This is a genomic window from Lentilactobacillus rapi DSM 19907 = JCM 15042, from assembly GCF_001436255.1.
GTDB classification, from domain to species: domain Bacteria; phylum Bacillota; class Bacilli; order Lactobacillales; family Lactobacillaceae; genus Lentilactobacillus; species Lentilactobacillus rapi.
Window position 1 is genome coordinate 1 of record NZ_AZEI01000003.1, and the last position, 17,689, is coordinate 17,689.

Consider the following 17,689-nt stretch of genomic DNA (forward strand, 5'->3'; position numbering starts at 1 on the left):
CGTTTGTCTCAGTTTTCCTACGCCGCTTTTAGAGATCTCAAACAGTTTCTAAGAAACAGCTGGCCACGATTTTCCAATTAATTGGACTTTGACCCACCAACTGGAACGCATACATAATTGCCAAGAGCATGATTGTTAACCAACAAGTGCCGCCAACATCCATTTTGCTTTTAGTTTGGCGTTTTTCTTCGTGAAAATAAAGTTGAACCAAGATCATGACAATCAGGCCAATTGGCAAATTAATGAAAAAGATCCAGTGCCAGCTTAGTTGATCAACAATGAAACCTCCAAGTAACGGGGCGATGACAGAAGCGATTCCCCAAGCAGAACTATTTAAGCCTAAAACCTGAGCGCGCTTCTCCAACGGATAAATATCAGCAATGATGGTGTTGGATATCGGTAAAATTGACCCAGCCCCTATTCCTTGAACTGCCCGCCAAATAATCAAAACCAGCATGGAGTGAGAGAGTCCAGACATCACGGAACCAAAAATAAAGATTGTAATGCCGCCGATAAACATGGGCTTGCGGCCGATACTATCAGCCAACTTCCCGTAGATTGGCGTTGCAATCGCATTGGTTAACAAAAAGATCGAGAAGACCCAATTCATCAGTGCAACGCCGTGAAGATCCCCAACGATTGTTGGCATCGCAGTTGACACAATTGTTCCTTCGATGGCTGCCATGAAAGTGGCAACAAAAAGTGCAATTGTGACAAGCATAACGTTACTTTGTTTAGCTGTTTGTGACATGAAATAACCCCTTACATTGATTTTTAGCCAAAAAAGCACCCTTGAATTTTCAAGGGCGTTTTGCTGGTTAGCTGTTTATAACTTGAAATAATCTTTTAACGCATCAACCTTATCCGTATGCTCCCAAGGCAAGTCAATATCTGTCCTACCAAAGTGGCCATATGCGGCGGTTTGTTCATAAATTGGTCGTTTAAGATCCAACATTTTAATGATTCCTGCAGGTCGCAGGTCAAATAGTTTCCGAGTTGCTTCAATTAGCTTCTCTTCTGAAACCTTTCCGGTACCAAATGTGTTGATATCGATTGAAACTGGCGTAGCAACTCCAATGGCATAAGCCAACTGAATTTCAAGTTGGTCTGCTAAACCGGCTGCCACAATATTCTTGGCAATGTAACGAGCGGCATAACTGGCTGACCGATCAACCTTAGTCGCATCTTTACCGGAAAAGGCACCACCACCATGGTGAGCATAACCACCATAAGTGTCAACGATAATTTTCCGACCAGTCAAACCGGCATCCCCTTGAGGACCACCGATCACAAAGCGACCAGTTGGATTAACCAGATAACGGGTATTCCCGTCCAAGTACTTGTCTGGAATAACGGCCTTGATAATCTTTTCAATCACGTCAGAACGAACTTGATCCAAGCTGACGCCATCATCGTGCTGGGTACTCAAGACAACCGTATCCACTCGCATTGGTTTGTCGTTATCATCGTATTCCACAGTGACTTCGGCTTTTGCATCAGGCCCTAAGTAAGGAACCTCGCCAGACTTACGAAGATCAGCCTGCTTTCTCATTAACTTATGAGCTAATGAAATAGCCAATGGCATCAGTTCAGGGGTTTCGTTAATCGCATAACCAAACATCAATCCCTGATCACCAGCACCAATCTTATCAAGTGGATCCGTCTCACCATGACGTTCTTCTAAGGCATCATCAACCCCCTGAGCAATGTCAGGAGACTGTTCATCCAAGGCAACAATCACGGCACAGGAATCACCGTCAAAACCGTAACGACCATCACAATAACCGATTCGCTTGATGGTATTTCGAACAACTTTTTGGATATCAACATATGCTGTCGTTGATATTTCACCAAAAACTAAAACTAATCCAGTTGTCACGGATGTCTCACAGGCAACCCGGGCATCTGGATCTTGAGCTAACAAGGCATCAAGAATTGCATCACTAATTTGATCCGCAATCTTATCTGGATGACCTTCTGAAACTGATTCCGAAGTAAATAAATGTTTTTCGCGCATTTTATTTTCCCCCTATATATTTTTAAGGTTACAAGGCTTCTTCACGCATTACGTGAATCCTATCGGGAACTCATAACTTTATCATGTTATCACAGATCATTTTATTTTGAAACCAATTATTTCAAAACCCGTTGACCCTTTGGCAAAAAAACATTACGATTATTTGTATGAATATTCAACTTCAATTGGGAGAAAGACGCTTTGACAAATTCAACTAAAAATTCAATGATTCAGTTTTCAATCAGAGTGGCCATCTCACTTTTTATCTGGATGCTGTTTGCGCATTTGCCAATTAAATCATTCTTCGTGAACCAAGATCTAATCCAACTGATGGTCATCGGCATTCCGTTTGCCATCCTAATGAATCAAGTCCTCACTTCGCCCAAAAACCAATTACTTACAATTGCTTGTGATGCCCTTGTCGGTATCTTGAGCATCCGCCTTTTCTTAAACGCTGGCGCCTTGAATGCGTCGCTCATCCTGGTCGATTTTGTTTTCGCAAACATTTTGCTGCTGACTCCCTTGGTAAATGAACCGCATGGTCGGTGGATCATCTTTGGGGTCATTAATGGCAGTGGGGTCGCTTTTTTGTTCAACATCACAGACCATCACTACTTCTCGCTCATTTCACTTATGTACATTACAACCCTTATTTTTTCAAACATCTTTTTTTCATACCATGGGTTCATGAAGAAAAATAACCTCTCATCACTTTTGATCATCTTAATTTTGATTTTAATGCTATGTCTGACCCTACAATTATCATTGATTAGGATACTGTTAATTGCAATTATCCTTGGATTTTATCTCTTTTTTGAATCTCAGGTTAATCCAAAAAATTCTGGGAAAAGGGCTAACGTATCTTCCGCGTGCTACCTGTTGTTTTCCCTGTTGGTCTGTTTGTAAGCCCTAAATATTATAATTTTGTTAATATCATTAATTTTACTAAAAGATATCCAAGATGAGGCCCCATTCACCTTCAAAACCAGCTATCATATCAATGATTGATAAATGGTGAGGGGCGGTGTAAATATGAATATCAGAGTCGTAGGCGACATTCGGAAGGGAAAGATTCAGCCTTCCCTGACCGGCAACCCAATTGTCGATGATGCCCTGTTACAAAATTTCTGCGAGCGTTTGAGGAACAATATCAATTCAGCTAACACATCAATCAAGGTTATTTCAGATCATTTCTTCGATCCAACCGAATTAACAGATGATGTCATTTTAATGGATAAACAAATTATTCGAGATTTCCCGGGAGATCTGCTCATTCCATTCACAATTATTGGCGTTGATCACAGTGACCTTGTTCGTGGAAATGTTCACAATGCCATCAGCGCATTGAAACATTTCGCGAACGGTGACCCACTTTCAAACAACCCAACGTTTTCAAAATAAGAGTTCAGCTGCAGCCTGATTCATGCAACTGAACTCTTATTTTAGGCTTTATCATGACAGTGCTTAAATCTTAAAATAGACGAGGCACCCAACAGCTGGTACCACCAACCAGTAATGGAGTAATCGAAATTTTTTCTGTTTGATAAACGATCCACCCTAATCTCACTTGTTAATGTCGGCGATTAAACCGAATATGTAGAAACATCCAAACAACCAGTAATAGCGTGATCACCAGTGTGTAAAACCACGCCGCATCATTTTCAGCAAACGGTAGCTTGACGTTCATCCCATAAAAGCCCGAAACAATTGGCGGAATCGCTAGAATCAGTGACCAAACCGTCAGAAATTGCATGGTTTGGTTTAATTTGTTATTCAAGATATTACCAAACGCAGATTCTGTTTCACTCACGACATCCCCAACCACATCAAACATTGTCTGACACTGTTTATATTCAATCAAGAGATCAGAAATTTGCTGGTCGGCACTTTTAGATAAGGCAGCCGTTAATTTCAATTTTTCATGGAAGGTTCCTTGAAGTTCCTGGATTGCAATCAAATTCCCAGCGGTTGCCGAGCGCAAATACACCAAATTGGTTTTCATCATTGCTAAATTGTCCAAATTCTGATTACTAATTCCGCGACCATGAACCCCCTCAAGCTTCTCGGCTCTCTGGCTAATGTCGTCCAGTTTATCGAAATACGGCGTTAGAATCGCCATTAAAATTGCTAAAATATGATTACTAATTTGTGAAGAACCAAGGGCCGACTGCTTTTTGACAAGCGTTGCCTGATCCGTGTCATGGCAAACAGAAATTAGCACCTTGTCACTGAACCCTAAAAAGATTGGTACTGTGGTTGCGTGACTTTCTGCAATTGATCCCATTGCTCGAACGACCAAGACGCCGAAGTCCGACAGATCATCATAAGCAGAACGGGGTTGTTCATGGCGATCAAGTATGTAATTTTTAAACTTTTTTGGCAGCTGATATTTATTGATAATGTCATTCAGCTCACGCTCACTGGGGTCAACTGCTTCCACCCAAGTGTAGGTGGCAAATTCATGAATTGCGATCATTGCTTTTTCCTCGTTAATATTTATTGGTGGTTACATAACTAAATTGTAAGGGACCCAGGTGACTTTTTCAAATTGAACGTCGCAACGTTCAATCAGCTCAACTAAGCCCAGTCGATTCAGTTATGATGGCATCAGAAATGCCCACCAAAATCTCAAATTTCGATTTTAGTGGGCAGTAATTTATTTCTAATTATTCAGCTTTTTTTCTGAGTCAGTTGATAAACCAAAAGCATTGTGGCCACCGAAACGATTGAAATGATCATCGCAACTCTTGTCGAAGAACTGACCAAAAGAAATCCAAGAATGAAAATGAAAAATACCAAACTGATGTAGTCAGCAATTGGATAACCAGGCATCTTGAAGGCTTTAACCCCCTTAGGATTGGCTCTGCGGTACTTTACGTGGACAATCAGTAAGACCACCCAGACAACCACAAAGTTGATCGTTGACACACTGGAAACCAAGTTAAAGACACCTGCTGGAATAAAATAATTTAAAACGACGATAATCAGCAGAAAGGCCGTGGAAAAGTTCAAAGCGATGTTGGGAACCCCATTTCGCCCCAATCGATTGAGAAATGAGGAGGCATTTCCACCCATACTGAGTGCATACATCGTCCGGCTGGTACTAAATAAGCAGCTATTGGTAGCGGAAATTGCCGCCGTCAGCACCACAAAATTCAAAATTCCGGCTGCTCCAATAATGCCAATTCCAGAGAATACTTGAACAAATGGACTTGCGGTTGTGGTGATTTTATTCCAGGGATAGACACTCATCACCGCAATCATTGACCCAACATAGAAAAGTCCGATTCGGATTGGCAAACTATTAATTGCCTTTGGCAGGTTCAGCTCCGGATTATCGGTTTCACCGGCTGTCAGCCCTACCATCTCAATGCCAACAAAGGCAAAGACCACCATTTGAAACGACATTAGGAAACCGTGAGCCCCAGTGGGAAAGAAGCCACCATGAGAAACCAAATTACTAAATGAAGCAGTTGAACTGCTGGTTTTGACATGGAACAACGCTAGGCCCACCCCAACGACAACCAAAAGAATAATGGCAACCACTTTAATCATTGAGAACCAAGATTCCAACTCGCCAAACAAGCCAACGTTAACCATGTTTGCGCAGAATAGACATAGCAGAATTACCAATGGCGGCACCCACTGAGGAACCCCTGGAAACCAATATTTGATATAAATGCCAGTGGCAGTCAAATCGGCCATGGCTAAACTAATCCAGCAGAACCAGTAAGTCCAACCAGTCACAAATTCCCAGCGGTCACCAAGGTAAAGTTTGACAAAGTCCAGAAACGAATGCTTACTGGTATCGGATAAAAGTAGCTCTCCAATTGCACGCATCAACAGGAAGCAAAAAATTCCAACGATTAGGTAGGACAAGATAATGGATGGTCCGGAAGTGTGAATGGCTGATCCGGATCCAAGAAACAATCCGGTTCCAATCGCACCCCCAATTGCAATCATCTGAATATGGCGACTCTTCAATGAACGTGACAATGTATTTGTTGACTTACTTGACTCCATCTGGTTTCCTCCTTCAAATAAAAAATACCCCCAGTACCAGTTACGGTACCAGGGGCATTCGTGAGAACGCGGTTCCACCCAAATTCTGCAACACACTATGTATTGCCTCAAAATGCAGATATTGGCTGCAACCAGTTATGTGCTCTGCCATAAACTTTTGCTGACTTCCAGCGACTATCAGCTCTCTGGTGATTAGTTAATAAGTATACGGATGATTTTTAAAAAGTCAAGGGTAAATTCTTAACAATTACGGAGTCAAAGTTAATATCATACGGGTTACTCAATTTTTTAATCACAAATGATTGAAATCCTGCTCAAATCAGTGTACCTTTAGGTCAGTTAAAGTGAAAGATACTTTTATTTCGATATTTGGAGGGATTCAGATGAGTTCACATACTGCCTTACTGATTATTGATTACACAAACGATTTTGTGGCTGACAAAGGTGCCCTCTCTTGCGGGAAAGCAGGTCAAGATATTGAGCCGACTATCATTAAGCTCGCCAACCAATTCGTTCAAAACGGAGATTGGGTAATTTTACCAACCGACGTTCACAAGCCCAATGATCCTTATCATCCAGAAACCAAACTATTTCCGCCCCACAATGTCCGCAATACTTGGGGACGAGAATTTTACAACGGCTTGAAGGACTGGTTTACTGCCAATCAAACTGAAGATAAAGTCTATATGTACGATAAAACCCGCTATAGTGCCTTTGCGGAAACGGACTTGGATATTCGGCTACGGGAACGCCATATTGATACTCTGCATTTAGTTGGGGTTTGTACCGATATTTGCGTGCTGCACACGGCGGTTGATGCTTATAATCTCAATTACGACATCGTTGTTCATCAAAACGGAGTTGCTGGACTGACCCCTGAAGGAAAAAAGTGGGCTTTAGGACATTTTAAGAATGTGCTTGGCGCAACGGTTGTCGACTAGATTTGAGCTACCCCCTTTGCAAAATAATCCGATTTAGTGTTTAATGAACGTCAGATGACTAAACATAAGATCGAATGGTCAAGTACTTTTTATGCTTGGCGATTATTTTTGTACTTAAGGAGGCGTCACTCATGGCTAATAAATTGCCAAGGTACAATAAGGAACAATGGGAACGCGCTAAGGAAGCTGTTTTACAGGAATATGATGATTACAAAGTTACTTTAAGACAACAAGGTGTTGATTACACAATCAAAAATTCCCGGCAATTACTAATTTATCAGGACTTGGTTGCTGAATGGAACCACAAACTCGGAACAGTCATTAGTGACCTGGAGGACAACGTTTTTGCCCTGACCGTTTTTGATGATTTGAAGAAACGAAAAGTCAGTTCCTTACTCAAACGTGGCTATGAACACATTTCGAGCTGGCCTGACTTTAATCCAACCGCCTTGGCCCTGTGGCTGGAACTTGATGAAGACGAAGCAATGGCTTAATAACTGAAATACGTGTAGCCTGGACCAAAATTAAAGAGCATCCTGACTGAAATCTAAACATGATTTCGATCAGGGTGCTCTTTAATTTGGCCATAACAGCTCATTTATCCTTGTCCTTCTTTTTATCGTTCTTGCGATTCTTATTCATAAATTCTTCCCGAGTCTGGAGCTCTTTGACGTTAATCTTGATTTCAGTTGGTTTGAGATCCGTCATTTCATTGATTGCTTGAGACAATTTATTGGTTACCTTGTTGAAGACACTTGGAATACACTTACCATATTCCAATACCGCATCCATCGATAACTTAACTTCTTTGTCATCATTATCCAAATCTACCTTAACGCCCATTGCTGGGTCAGTTTCGTCACTAAAGCGGTCGGTAACTGAGTCAATCAAATTACCTTCCAGGGATAGAACCCCATCTACGTCACGAACAGTGTTACCAGCAATCTTTGCCAAAACATCGTCTTCATAGGTTAATACAGTTGCGACACCTGCGTCTTTGTGTTGTTCAGCCATTATCATATCCTCCTAAGGTTTATTATTTCACTCTGTCATCAGTTACATCGTTGGCAATTTTATCCTTCTTACGGTCGCTTTGTTGGTCCCATTCTTGTTTGGTCAGGACATCATTGATATTTAGGTTTAATTCAACCACGTCTAAACCAGTATAGTTTTTAATTGCCCGTTGGGTCCGTGTACAAACTTCGTCAAAAATTTGTCGGGCATCTGCCCCATATTCAATTGTTGCTTCCATATCCAGCGCGACCTGTTTTTCACCAACTTCGGCATCAATGCCTTTCGTCGGATCAGTGGATTTTGAGAATCGATCTGCCAATTCACTAATCATTCCACCATCCAGCGATAAAATACCGTCAACATTTCGACAAACCAGTCCGGCAATTTTTTCGATCACAGAATTTTCAAACGTTAATTTTCTGGTTAATTCTGGTTTTTGTACGGTTGCATCCATCAACATCAACTCCTTTTTATTCGTCGCTAATCATTTGGCCGATCAAAGTTCTGATACCGCCTAATTTCCAAATAATGGCGCCTACCAACGATCCAATCAAAGTGAGGGCAAGAACCAGTAGCATGCCGCTAAAGCTGCCAAATACCCACACAATGCCACAGATTAAGCCGATGAGGCCGCCATACATAATTGATTTCATTTAATCTGCCTCCTTATACCACTCGGGGGTGGTTCGCCCGCTTCTTATCCCGGATTGAATCGAATGGATTCACCTTGACTTTCACTTTCTTAGCCTTCACATCCATCAGATTCGCAATCTTATTGGTCACGATTGATTGAATGTCCTCACCTAGCTTCACCAGGTCGCGCCCTTCCTTATCTACTGCGGTCACCTTAACTCTGGCAACCCGGTTTCGAGTGTGAAGTTTGACATTTGTTTGGACATCTGCCACTTCGGCGTGTTGCAAGACGGCTTCGGCCAACGATTTTTCAATCGCCTTTTTTGAAATGCTCAGCCGCCCACTTGGTGACCTAAAAATGAGTTGATCCGCCTTTTTCGGGGCAAACAAAACTGTGATGATCGCTGCAACCCCAATTAAAGCCACAATTACGCTGATTGTTAAAGCAGCAATCAGCAGCCAATCCGTGTTCGTCTGCACTGACGGTAACACAAATTTTGACACGTAATCGATTGGTACCACCAATGCCAGCAGCCAAACTGATTGAACAATTGAGATGATACTGATTACTAAAACCAGTAATTTGGTTAAACGACTCACCGCCTTACCTCCTCTCCATTCTCCCGATTTAGCTTCGTGCTAAACCACGAGTGACCAGAGATACAACTAGTACTAAAACAACGGCACCAACAATTGCTGGGAAAATTGCGATTTCAGCCAATTGTGGGCCCCATGTTCCTAAGAGTGCTTGACCGAGCCAAGCACCGATCAGTCCACCGACGATGTTTCCGATCCAGCCCATTGGCATGTCCCGGCTGGTAATTGCACCCGCAAGTGCACCAATAATTCCGCCGATAATAAGTGTCCAGATTAAACTAAACATGGCAATCATCCTTTCTGTAAGTGAGATTTAACAACGACTACTGTTGCTATAACCATAGTATACAATAACCTATAACTTATTGTGTGAATAAGTTGTGAAGGAACATTGGCTTTTTTTAGTCTAAGGGCTGATCATGTGTTGTTTACAAAATACAGAAAAAACTAGCCGCACAAAATTAAATTTGCACGGCTAGCTGAATCCCCCTATTTCGACACTAAACAATTATTTTTCTGATCTGGACATTTCGTGAGATGCAAAATCTTTAATAAATGCCAGAATTTCTCGAACCCGATCCTCACCATAACGGCTGATCCAGTTATCAAAACGTTTGGTAATTAGATCGTTGACTTTCTTCTCGGCCTTTTCTCCTGCAGGTGTCAGATGCAGATATAATCTCCGCCGGTCGCTTTCGGCAGGCTTCTGGAAAATATAATCGTGTTGTAATAAAACCTTGATTTGCCGTGAAATTGCACTTCTGGTTACTTTTCTTTCACTGGCAATATCCATCAACGATACATGATCCCGTTCAGCAATCGTGTGTAAAATCAAATATTGCTCAAACGATAAACCATACTTTGTTGCTGGTTCCGAAACGAAATTATCTAAATACTTTAACGAAGAAAGATAAACATCAATTGCTTCCTTCAACAGTTGTTGATTTGTTTTACTCATATCCCTCACCATTCCCAAATAATTATTATTGTTTATACCGCCCTAATTATATATTTTCACGTCAATAGGCGCAACCTTATCGCCCTTGTTTTGGGAATCTTTCTAAAATGGATTATAATTAAACTATTAAATGGAAGTAGAGGATGCTATGACAGACAGTGTAATTAACTTAATCCACGAAGTTGAATTAAACATCTTTAAACAGTTTCGCCAATTAACAAGTACTCTTAATATCAACTATATTGCCCTTGGCGGCACCTTGCTTGGTGCGATCCGCCATCAGGGCTTTATTCCATGGGATGATGACATGGACGTTGGCATTCCCCGAGAGGACTACGAACGGCTACTTGACCTTGCCCCAAATATTTTAAAGAACACGCACTATTTCCTGCAGACACCTTGGTCAGATAGCAACTATGCCTTGAGCTATGCTAAACTTTTAGATCGTAATACCTTTATTGAGGAACGGAACAACGTGAATAACGCCCGCAAAGGAATCTTTCTGGATATTTTCCCGCTGGACAAAATTCCCGCTTCAAAAGAAAGACAGCGGCGACAAATTCTTGACCTACGAAGGCTGGATAGTCGAATCTATCTTAAATTGCGTTATAATATTATTGATAACCCGATTAGAAAGTTTCAAAATCCACTTTCACCGGAACAGCTGCAAACGGCCTGGGAATACAAACGCCAACGTCAGGATACAATGACTCAATTTAATAAGCGGCCGAATTTAACCGTTTATAAGAACCTGGCTTCTCAGTATGCCTATGACAAAGAACTATTTACTGAGGATCAGCTCACTAATTTAATTGACCTCCCATTTGCTGATACAACCATTGTCGCACCAGCAGACTATGATGAGATTTTGACCAACATTTATGGCGATTACATGACTTTGCCGCCAGAAAATGCCCGGACGGAAAAACATATTACCAGGCTGATAATGGATAATCAGGAATTTATGGTTTAACAAGTTACTTGCATCACTGATTGTTTTTTGCTAGGTTATTAGCAATCACATTTTGAGTATTGAAGGTGTTTTTATGTTTGATAAAGATCATTCACGTTTCGCAAGTTATAGCATTGTCTCCACTTTACCAGATGAGGCAATTGATCATGTTTGGTATTTGATTGACAATGATTTACAAGGGATTTTTCCACTGTCCAATTTAATTGTCTTTGATTTGGTCAATAATGATGGTAACCTGTCATACGACTACATCCAAGATAACGAATTAGTGGCCACGTTTGATTCCCCATTCCCTTATAACAATAATTATCCCAAATCACTCGTCGTTTACGACAGTGGTGATCGCCAAATTATTGCGACCCCTTCGGAAATCAATATTTAACCGGGGTAAGACCAATGAACTCTTGGGTTCAACATATAAATGAACCTGTTTGACACGTGCTTTTTGGGATTGAACCGATTCATGTTACATGACAGAAAAGAATCTTTGATCGTGAGCTTAAAGACCAATCATTGAAATTTAAAAGCGAGGCAGGCAATCTAGTTGTCCCTACCTCGCTTTTTTGAATTATTCACATTTTTACAAAGCTTGTTGACATATCCAAACGTTGTGACCTTTTAATTTAAATCGATACCAAGTCGTTTTACCCGTTGGATAGGTTTTAACGGCTTTTTTATTCGCTTTGTAGGTTCGCTTAAGAATTGATTTGGCTGAACCAGTCACCAGTGATAGATACTCTGAACCGTACACGTGATTTCTCAGGGCATAACGCCCATGTTTAATGGTGATGGACCGATTAGAATTCGAATATTCGATTGGATTGAAGTTCAACGCACCGGCGTAAATCCAGTATTTTTGCGCGTTAGCGGCTTTGGCAAACCGAACCCGGTACCAAGTCGTCTTGGTTGGACTCTTAACCCCGCGGGCATCCAGATAGACCCTCTGGCCAGACTTAGCCAATACGTTATTCCAGTTATAGTAAAACGTAAAGTAATCAGAGCCTTTGACGTGGTTATATAGCCTGAACTTTTGATAATTTGAATTGAGTCTGGCGGATTCTGTTCCCTGGCCATGATGATATCGAATGGTAACTGGCTGAGCAACCTTGTCAGAACTCGTCAGCCGGCCTTTGGATGACATCGTCGTGTGACTGACCGCCGATGTCGAATTCGACGTGTCAGCGGCATTATAATAGTGTTTAACCAATTGGTAGAAATCACTCATCGTATAGGCCTGACCGAAAAATTGCTTCCCGGAGGTGGCATAGTAACCGGTTGGATCCGTATGATCAGTGCCCCCGAGAAACTTCGAAACCGCGTTGTGTGACCAAACGGTTCCCTGACCATCATAAGCAGCATCATTCAACGGCAGATTATATTGATGGAGCAATTCTGCTGTATAATTTGCGGCATTATTAACCTCTTTGGCGAAAGCGGCCTTACTATGCACTTCAACTTGTTCAAATTGAATGAACTCCCCATTCCCAGGATAAGCACAGCCCCATGCCAAATAACTTGTGTCAGCAATATTGATCACTCTTGACGCGTCAACGTATGAATGCACAAATGCATTTTGATAATTTTGTTTCATGTACGCAATCTCGCTAAAAATGGTCGAATTAGGATTACCAGTTTCGTGAACGACAACCCCGGTTGGCTTCCCCGAAGTGTACTTATTTTTTGGAAAGCCAGACCAGATTTGTTTGGTTACATTGGCTGGCGTGAGCTTATGGTTCAAAATGTAAGTGTTAACAGCAGAACTTGCGTCTACCTGTAAGCTGGCAGCTAGCATCATCACAATGCCAACCATAAACGTTGCGATCAAGTGTCCAATAGTGCGTGTTGTTTTTTGTTTAATCAATGTTGATATCCCCTCATATTTAAGATTAATCAAACGCAACAAAACTTTATTTTCGATAAACGGTACATTTATCGTAACATAGTTGTCAACTATCTGGAAAGATTGATGCATAGATATGACAACATCTGAATATCGAGACGCTAATATAAAAATAAAAAGCCTGACATCTGTCAGACTTTCACAAAACATCTTACTGCTCCGGCTGGGTTCGAACCAGCGACCTCTTGATTAACAGTCAATTATTCTACCACTGAACTACGGAGCAAAAATATTTAGTTAAAATGCCATGAGACTAATCTATCATATTCTCATGATTGTTACAAGTAAAAAATGCATAAAAAAAGATTTTGTGGGGAAAAGTTTCCTCCAAGATCTTAACTGCTCCGGCTGGGTTCGAACCAGCGACCTCTTGATTAACAGTCAATTATTCTACCACTGAACTACGGAGCAAAAATGTTTTTTGTAATTGCGACATATATATTTATATCATATTTGCCAAGACTATGCAAACATATTTTAATTATCCGATGTGATTTTCTTTCAGAATAATGGCAACTTCCTTTTGCATCTCAGGGGTTTTCTTCCATTCTTCAAAATGATCCATATTCTCATCTGGCATTGTAAAATTCTCATTTACGTAGTGTTCATATTTGGCAACGTGAGGAGAATGTGGAATATTAAGCTGAAGGATTCGGACCTGTTTGATAAATCCTCTATCGGCTGCCAATTCCGCCCGCCCATTTTGCACCATATTACTAATTTCGATATACTTTGAGCCGTCATTGCGGGTAATTTCTTCAATTAACGTTAAAACTTCATTACTTTTCAAAAAATCTCCTCCTACTATCGTACTATTATACATAAAAAAACCGGCAGTACAAAGACTGCCGGCTTTTAAGAGAGAAAGAGAATTGATTAGAAGGTATTTATTTAGTACCCGCACATAATATACCCACTTTTGGAAGCGCTGTCAATACTGTAATCAAAGTAAGTGGCGTAAATCGACAAAATCATCAATTTAGACCACTATTATTCATAATCAACGTTATTTAATACCAGGTAAGTTTAAAACGTGGGATGGATGCAAAATCAAAGACGGGTCACTCAAAACGTGCCCAACAGAGTATCCAGAAATGTTAACCAAGCAGAAGAACACAATAACAAGGAGAACTCCCCACGTGAGTAATTGGTTCCAAATGGACATCTTCTCGCTAATCACTGATCCATAGAATAAATGGTGAACTTTTGACGGGATACTTTTATCCTGAGGGGCCTCTTCCTGCATTTGATCGGTGATTTGCTTTTGATAATTTTCAATGCTGAAGTTCTTTTGCACGCTCTTTCGTTTAGATTCAAAGGCATGCTTTTCCTTTTTGCTAAGCTTCTTAAACCACTGGGTGAACTCGCGATATTTGTCAGTGACTTCTTTGGTTTCACCGACCATCTTCAACTCACCATAGTTAATCCAAGCAACTTTGTCACATAACATTCGAATTTGTTTGAGAGAGTGACTGACAAAAATGATCGTCTTACCCTCTTCTTTGAATTCAGTAATCTTATCAACACATTTCTGATAGAACGTGTCGTCACCAACTGACAACGCTTCGTCAATGATTAAAATGTCTGGCTTAATATGAACAGCAATTGCGAACCCAAGTCTGGAACGCATTCCACTTGAATAACTCTTAACAGGTTGATCGACGAAATCACCAATATCCGCAAATGAGATGATATCTGGCATCATTTCGTCAATTTGTTCGTTGGTCATTCCCTGCATTAAGGACTTTAGCCGGATATTTTCCCGGCCGGTTAAATTATTTCGTAAACCGGCGCTAATCGCAACAATCGATGTTTCACCACGAACGTCTACATAACCAGTGGTTTGGGGAATAATACCAGAAATAATGTTTGACAAAGTCGACTTACCGGAACCATTAACGCCAATCAGGCCAAGGGTTTCGCCCGGTTGAATTGTCAAAGAAATACCCATTAATGACCAGAAATGGGGAACGGCTTTTTTAGACACCGAAAAGAATGAGCGTAACTTTTCTGACTGAGTTTTAAATAAATCATATTCTTTGGTAACATTTTGCACTTTTACTTTATAATCTTCCAAAATTATTCTCTCCTACTTTAAGAGATTCCAATATAAACAAATCACATTATACCAAAAAGGTCACTCAAAAAAAGGATCCGCAAGTAATCTTTGCGAACCTTTAAAAACTATTGTTGAGTCACTTTCTCCATAAGAATATTATTTATTTGGACCTCATTAGTTTCATTGAGATTATCTGAACGCTTATTTTGCCCAAAAATATTTTTGGGTAGTGGCTGATTGTTCTGCGTAATCCGGGACTCCGCCTCTTGCTCAGATTGAACTTGCTCTGCTTTATTCGAACTTCCCAACTGTTTTTTTAACGATGCTTCTATTTTTGAGTTGATGTCACTCGAACTTGCACTTGAGTCAAGTTTATTGAGATCATATTTGATAATCACAGCATTCAACTTATTCCCATAAGCCATATCCGTCGCATATGTTGAGGAAAGCGCCATGGCAGCATCTGTAGACGAAAGCGCATTGTTAGTCCAAGTTCCCGAATAATAGTCCGGATCCGTCAAAGTCCCGTGGCGGAGAACGTATGCATTATCCCGGATTGAAGCCAAAACACTCGGATATTTTTTGAATTGAGCGGCGGTCATATAATGTTTCCCCTTGGAATTATACTCTCCGGTACTCATCGTGACCGATTGACCATCATAGGTCCCTTTGATCCCAAAATAATTATTAGCCTGCACTGAGAGCTCAGAACGGCCAAAATCACTTTCGACAATTGCTTGGGCCATCATCACTGAAGGATACAAGTGATTTTGTTTACTGACCTTCACAATCGGAGCCTTCATTTGTTGGATAAAGTCGGTTTCAACGCTTGCGTTGACTACTTGATTGTTAACAAAAGAAAAACCGATAATCGAGACCCCCAGGATTATCGCTTTTCCAATCACTTTTTTAAGTCGTTTAAAAATTTGGAAAACCTCCCTAAATTCATATACCAGAATTTTATTATACATCACTTTCTGATATTTGCTACTTTAGGGTTTGAATCATGATAAACATTTAGCAGAAACCCAATATTTGTTGTTGGAACCCGGCGCTGTGATGCGATACCAAGTTGAGTGATCCTGAATCTTATACCCAATTTTATCGACCGTCACCTTCGTGCCAATTTTCAGATTTGTTTGGGCAACTTTATAGTGCTTTTGCATATTCCCATTATCAACAGCCCGGTCATAGAGCAGATTGGAAGATGCACTCTTAGCCACTACTTTAGTTGCCTTGGCGTTGGCAATTGCAACTGAGGCAGGATACGACGTGACATCGCTGCCCTTAATCCAGCCTTTAGTTTTACCATCAGAAACTCGATACCAGAGAATTGGTCCCTTGCTGGAAGATTGAAGGGCAGTTTTATCGACTGAATAGCCTGCCTTTTTTGGCTTCAATGATTTGAGTTTGGTAACGGATTTAGCAAGTGTGGGTGTCCCAACCACGTGATTATAGAGTTTACCAGCGGACTTAACATTGGGGGTTAATCGACCAGATGTTGAACCATAATACGTCTGAGCAAAACTCAATGCTGGTGCGTAAACCCAAAACTTCTTAGCTTTGGTATTTTGATAGAATCTCAATCGATACCATGAACTGGAAGTTCCCTGCTTGACGCCACGCATGTCAAGGTAAACATTCACCCGATTATTGACGCCTAATGACTGCCAGGTGTACTTCTTTTCGGAGTGACTGGCGCCCTTGATATGATTATACACATAATATTTCTTATATTTACTTGAGAGCGGCACTTGGTCAGCTCCAGATGAATGATAGTACTTAACTGAGGCCAATGGTGCTTTCTGAGCAACTGGAGCCGTAGTGGCCGAACTGCTGGTTTCTGATGAACTTGATGTCGCAGTTGCAGAACTGGAACTGCTGGATGATGAAGCTGTTTCGCCGAATACTTGATCCAAATTATAAGTCTGAATCAAGTTAATCAACGAGGCCCCATAATTCGGTGCCGTTGCGTATTTTCCGGTCAACGCATTTGCAGCCGCTACATAACTGGATGCATTCTCTTTCCAAGAGCCCGAATAGTAGCGGGGATTCCAGCTAGTCCCGTTTCTCAGAGTTGAACCGTTATCAGCAAAAGAAGCATAGGCACTTGGATACTTTTTAAAGTTGGCAGTGGTATTAACCATCTGTCCATTACTATTATACTCGGTCGTTGGCATTGAAACCGATTGGCCATTGTAGGCACCCTTAATCCCAAAGAAATTATTTGCTTCTGTCGTTAATTGGCTTTGTCCCCACGCACTTTCCAGTGCAGCCTGAGCCATCATCACAGAACCGTACAGATTGTATTTTGTTGACGCTTTTTTCACATCACTTTTATATTCATTTATGAAGCTGTTTGCGTTTGTAGACTGAGCATATGTACTTTGGGCCGGAAACATTGAGCACAAGATCCCCATCCCAGCTACAACGATGGCAGCAAGTCCATGTTTAATTACCTTATTCAATCATTCCACCCCTTCGTTAGAACTCACACCACTATCATATTAGAAATTCAGTTAAAAATGAAGTGGTTCACAACAAATTTAAACATTTAATTCTTAATACTTTCTT

At 41.0% G+C, this 17,689-nt stretch carries 20 protein-coding genes, 2 tRNA genes, 1 pseudogene and 1 riboswitch; of the genes and pseudogenes, 6 read left to right on the plus strand and 17 right to left on the minus strand.

What is annotated here, in order from left to right; genetic code table 11:
• Positions 1 to 40 precede the first annotated feature (40 nt).
• Positions 41 to 751, minus strand: a pseudogene (locus FD12_RS00385) (MFS transporter); the annotation flags it as partial.
• Between the two features lie 75 nt (positions 752 to 826).
• The gene (gene metK / locus FD12_RS00390) at positions 827 to 2,017 is read right to left on the minus strand and encodes a methionine adenosyltransferase (protein WP_054746725.1); all 1,191 of its coding nucleotides are present in this window, start codon (positions 2,015 to 2,017) and stop codon (positions 827 to 829) included.
• A riboswitch (SMK box riboswitch) is annotated at positions 2,015 to 2,098 on the minus strand. (Overlaps the previous gene by 3 nt.)
• Positions 2,099 to 2,218: 120 nt before the next feature.
• Here metK and FD12_RS00395 point away from each other — a divergent pair.
• Together FD12_RS00395 and FD12_RS00400 are read left to right on the plus strand one after the other, a co-directional pair.
• Positions 2,219 to 2,923, plus strand: a complete 705-nt coding sequence (locus tag FD12_RS00395; RefSeq protein ID WP_225427249.1) for a hypothetical protein — start codon at positions 2,219 to 2,221, stop codon at positions 2,921 to 2,923.
• 126 nt (positions 2,924 to 3,049) lie between these two features.
• The gene (locus tag FD12_RS00400) at positions 3,050 to 3,418 is read left to right on the plus strand and encodes a hypothetical protein (RefSeq protein WP_056981057.1); all 369 of its coding nucleotides are present in this window, start codon (positions 3,050 to 3,052) and stop codon (positions 3,416 to 3,418) included.
• A 169-nt stretch (positions 3,419 to 3,587) separates the two neighbouring features.
• On the opposite strand, the gene FD12_RS00405 is transcribed toward FD12_RS00400, so the two are convergent.
• On the minus strand, positions 3,588 to 4,493 hold the full coding sequence (locus tag FD12_RS00405; RefSeq protein WP_056981058.1) for a magnesium transporter CorA family protein: 906 nt from the start codon (positions 4,491 to 4,493) through the stop codon (positions 3,588 to 3,590).
• 194 nt (positions 4,494 to 4,687) lie between these two features.
• Entirely contained in the window at positions 4,688 to 6,040 is a 1,353-nt protein-coding gene (locus FD12_RS00410) for an amino acid permease (RefSeq protein WP_056981060.1), read from the minus strand.
• A 383-nt stretch (positions 6,041 to 6,423) separates the two neighbouring features.
• Here FD12_RS00410 and FD12_RS00415 point away from each other — a divergent pair, with 383 nt between their 5' ends.
• Both FD12_RS00415 and FD12_RS00420 read left to right on the plus strand, forming a co-directional pair.
• Positions 6,424 to 6,981 (plus strand): cysteine hydrolase family protein, encoded by a 558-nt coding sequence (locus FD12_RS00415; protein ID WP_056981062.1) that lies wholly within the window; start codon positions 6,424 to 6,426, stop codon positions 6,979 to 6,981.
• Positions 6,982 to 7,112: 131 nt separating this feature from the next.
• Positions 7,113 to 7,475 carry a hypothetical protein gene (locus tag FD12_RS00420; RefSeq protein ID WP_056981064.1) on the plus strand — a complete coding sequence of 121 codons (363 nt, stop codon included), beginning with the start codon at positions 7,113 to 7,115 and terminating at the stop codon, positions 7,473 to 7,475.
• Between the two features lie 100 nt (positions 7,476 to 7,575).
• Here the strand turns inward: FD12_RS00420 and FD12_RS00425 are convergent, their stop codons facing one another.
• The 6 genes from FD12_RS00425 to FD12_RS00450 all read right to left on the minus strand — a co-directional run bounded on the left by FD12_RS00425 (position 7,576) and on the right by FD12_RS00450 (position 10,195).
• Complete coding sequence (locus tag FD12_RS00425; protein WP_054746728.1) at positions 7,576 to 7,995, minus strand: Asp23/Gls24 family envelope stress response protein; 420 nt, start codon at positions 7,993 to 7,995, stop codon at positions 7,576 to 7,578.
• 22 nt (positions 7,996 to 8,017) lie between these two features.
• Positions 8,018 to 8,449 (minus strand): Asp23/Gls24 family envelope stress response protein, encoded by a 432-nt coding sequence (locus FD12_RS00430; RefSeq protein WP_056981066.1) that lies wholly within the window; start codon positions 8,447 to 8,449, stop codon positions 8,018 to 8,020.
• Positions 8,450 to 8,465: 16 nt separating this feature from the next.
• Positions 8,466 to 8,648 carry a hypothetical protein gene (locus FD12_RS00435; RefSeq protein WP_054746729.1) on the minus strand — a complete coding sequence of 61 codons (183 nt, stop codon included), beginning with the start codon at positions 8,646 to 8,648 and terminating at the stop codon, positions 8,466 to 8,468.
• A gap of 13 nt (positions 8,649 to 8,661) precedes the next feature.
• Positions 8,662 to 9,228 carry an alkaline shock response membrane anchor protein AmaP gene (gene amaP / locus FD12_RS00440; protein WP_082622109.1) on the minus strand — a complete coding sequence of 189 codons (567 nt, stop codon included), beginning with the start codon at positions 9,226 to 9,228 and terminating at the stop codon, positions 8,662 to 8,664.
• A 28-nt stretch (positions 9,229 to 9,256) separates the two neighbouring features.
• Positions 9,257 to 9,511 (minus strand): GlsB/YeaQ/YmgE family stress response membrane protein, encoded by a 255-nt coding sequence (locus FD12_RS00445; protein ID WP_054746731.1) that lies wholly within the window; start codon positions 9,509 to 9,511, stop codon positions 9,257 to 9,259.
• 222 nt (positions 9,512 to 9,733) lie between these two features.
• Complete coding sequence (locus tag FD12_RS00450; RefSeq protein WP_054746732.1) at positions 9,734 to 10,195, minus strand: MarR family winged helix-turn-helix transcriptional regulator; 462 nt, start codon at positions 10,193 to 10,195, stop codon at positions 9,734 to 9,736.
• 136 nt (positions 10,196 to 10,331) lie between these two features.
• Here FD12_RS00450 and FD12_RS00455 point away from each other — a divergent pair, with 136 nt between their 5' ends.
• Entirely contained in the window at positions 10,332 to 11,156 is an 825-nt protein-coding gene (locus FD12_RS00455) for a LicD family protein (protein ID WP_056981069.1), read from the plus strand.
• A gap of 73 nt (positions 11,157 to 11,229) precedes the next feature.
• Positions 11,230 to 11,538 carry a DUF960 domain-containing protein gene (locus FD12_RS00460; protein ID WP_054746733.1) on the plus strand — a complete coding sequence of 103 codons (309 nt, stop codon included), beginning with the start codon at positions 11,230 to 11,232 and terminating at the stop codon, positions 11,536 to 11,538.
• Positions 11,539 to 11,736: 198 nt separating this feature from the next.
• Here the strand turns inward: FD12_RS00460 and FD12_RS00465 are convergent, their stop codons facing one another.
• The 7 genes from FD12_RS00465 to FD12_RS00495 form a co-directional block, all read right to left on the minus strand.
• Positions 11,737 to 12,966, minus strand: a complete 1,230-nt coding sequence (locus FD12_RS00465) for a peptidoglycan recognition protein family protein (protein ID WP_056981176.1) — start codon at positions 12,964 to 12,966, stop codon at positions 11,737 to 11,739.
• 244 nt (positions 12,967 to 13,210) lie between these two features.
• Positions 13,211 to 13,282: transfer RNA gene (locus tag FD12_RS00470), tRNA-Asn, on the minus strand.
• A 113-nt stretch (positions 13,283 to 13,395) separates the two neighbouring features.
• A tRNA-Asn gene (locus tag FD12_RS00475) sits at positions 13,396 to 13,467 on the minus strand.
• A gap of 70 nt (positions 13,468 to 13,537) precedes the next feature.
• A complete protein-coding gene (locus FD12_RS00480; protein ID WP_054746735.1) occupies positions 13,538 to 13,846 on the minus strand; it encodes a hypothetical protein in 309 nt (102 codons plus the stop codon).
• Positions 13,847 to 14,062: 216 nt separating this feature from the next.
• Positions 14,063 to 15,136, minus strand: coding sequence for an ABC transporter ATP-binding protein (locus FD12_RS00485; protein ID WP_056981071.1), 1,074 nt, complete (start codon positions 15,134 to 15,136; stop codon positions 14,063 to 14,065).
• A 104-nt stretch (positions 15,137 to 15,240) separates the two neighbouring features.
• The gene (locus FD12_RS00490) at positions 15,241 to 15,903 is read right to left on the minus strand and encodes a glucosaminidase domain-containing protein (RefSeq protein ID WP_235809030.1); all 663 of its coding nucleotides are present in this window, start codon (positions 15,901 to 15,903) and stop codon (positions 15,241 to 15,243) included.
• A gap of 216 nt (positions 15,904 to 16,119) precedes the next feature.
• Positions 16,120 to 17,583, minus strand: coding sequence for a glycoside hydrolase family 73 protein (locus FD12_RS00495; protein ID WP_056981073.1), 1,464 nt, complete (start codon positions 17,581 to 17,583; stop codon positions 16,120 to 16,122).
• Positions 17,584 to 17,689 lie beyond the last annotated feature (106 nt).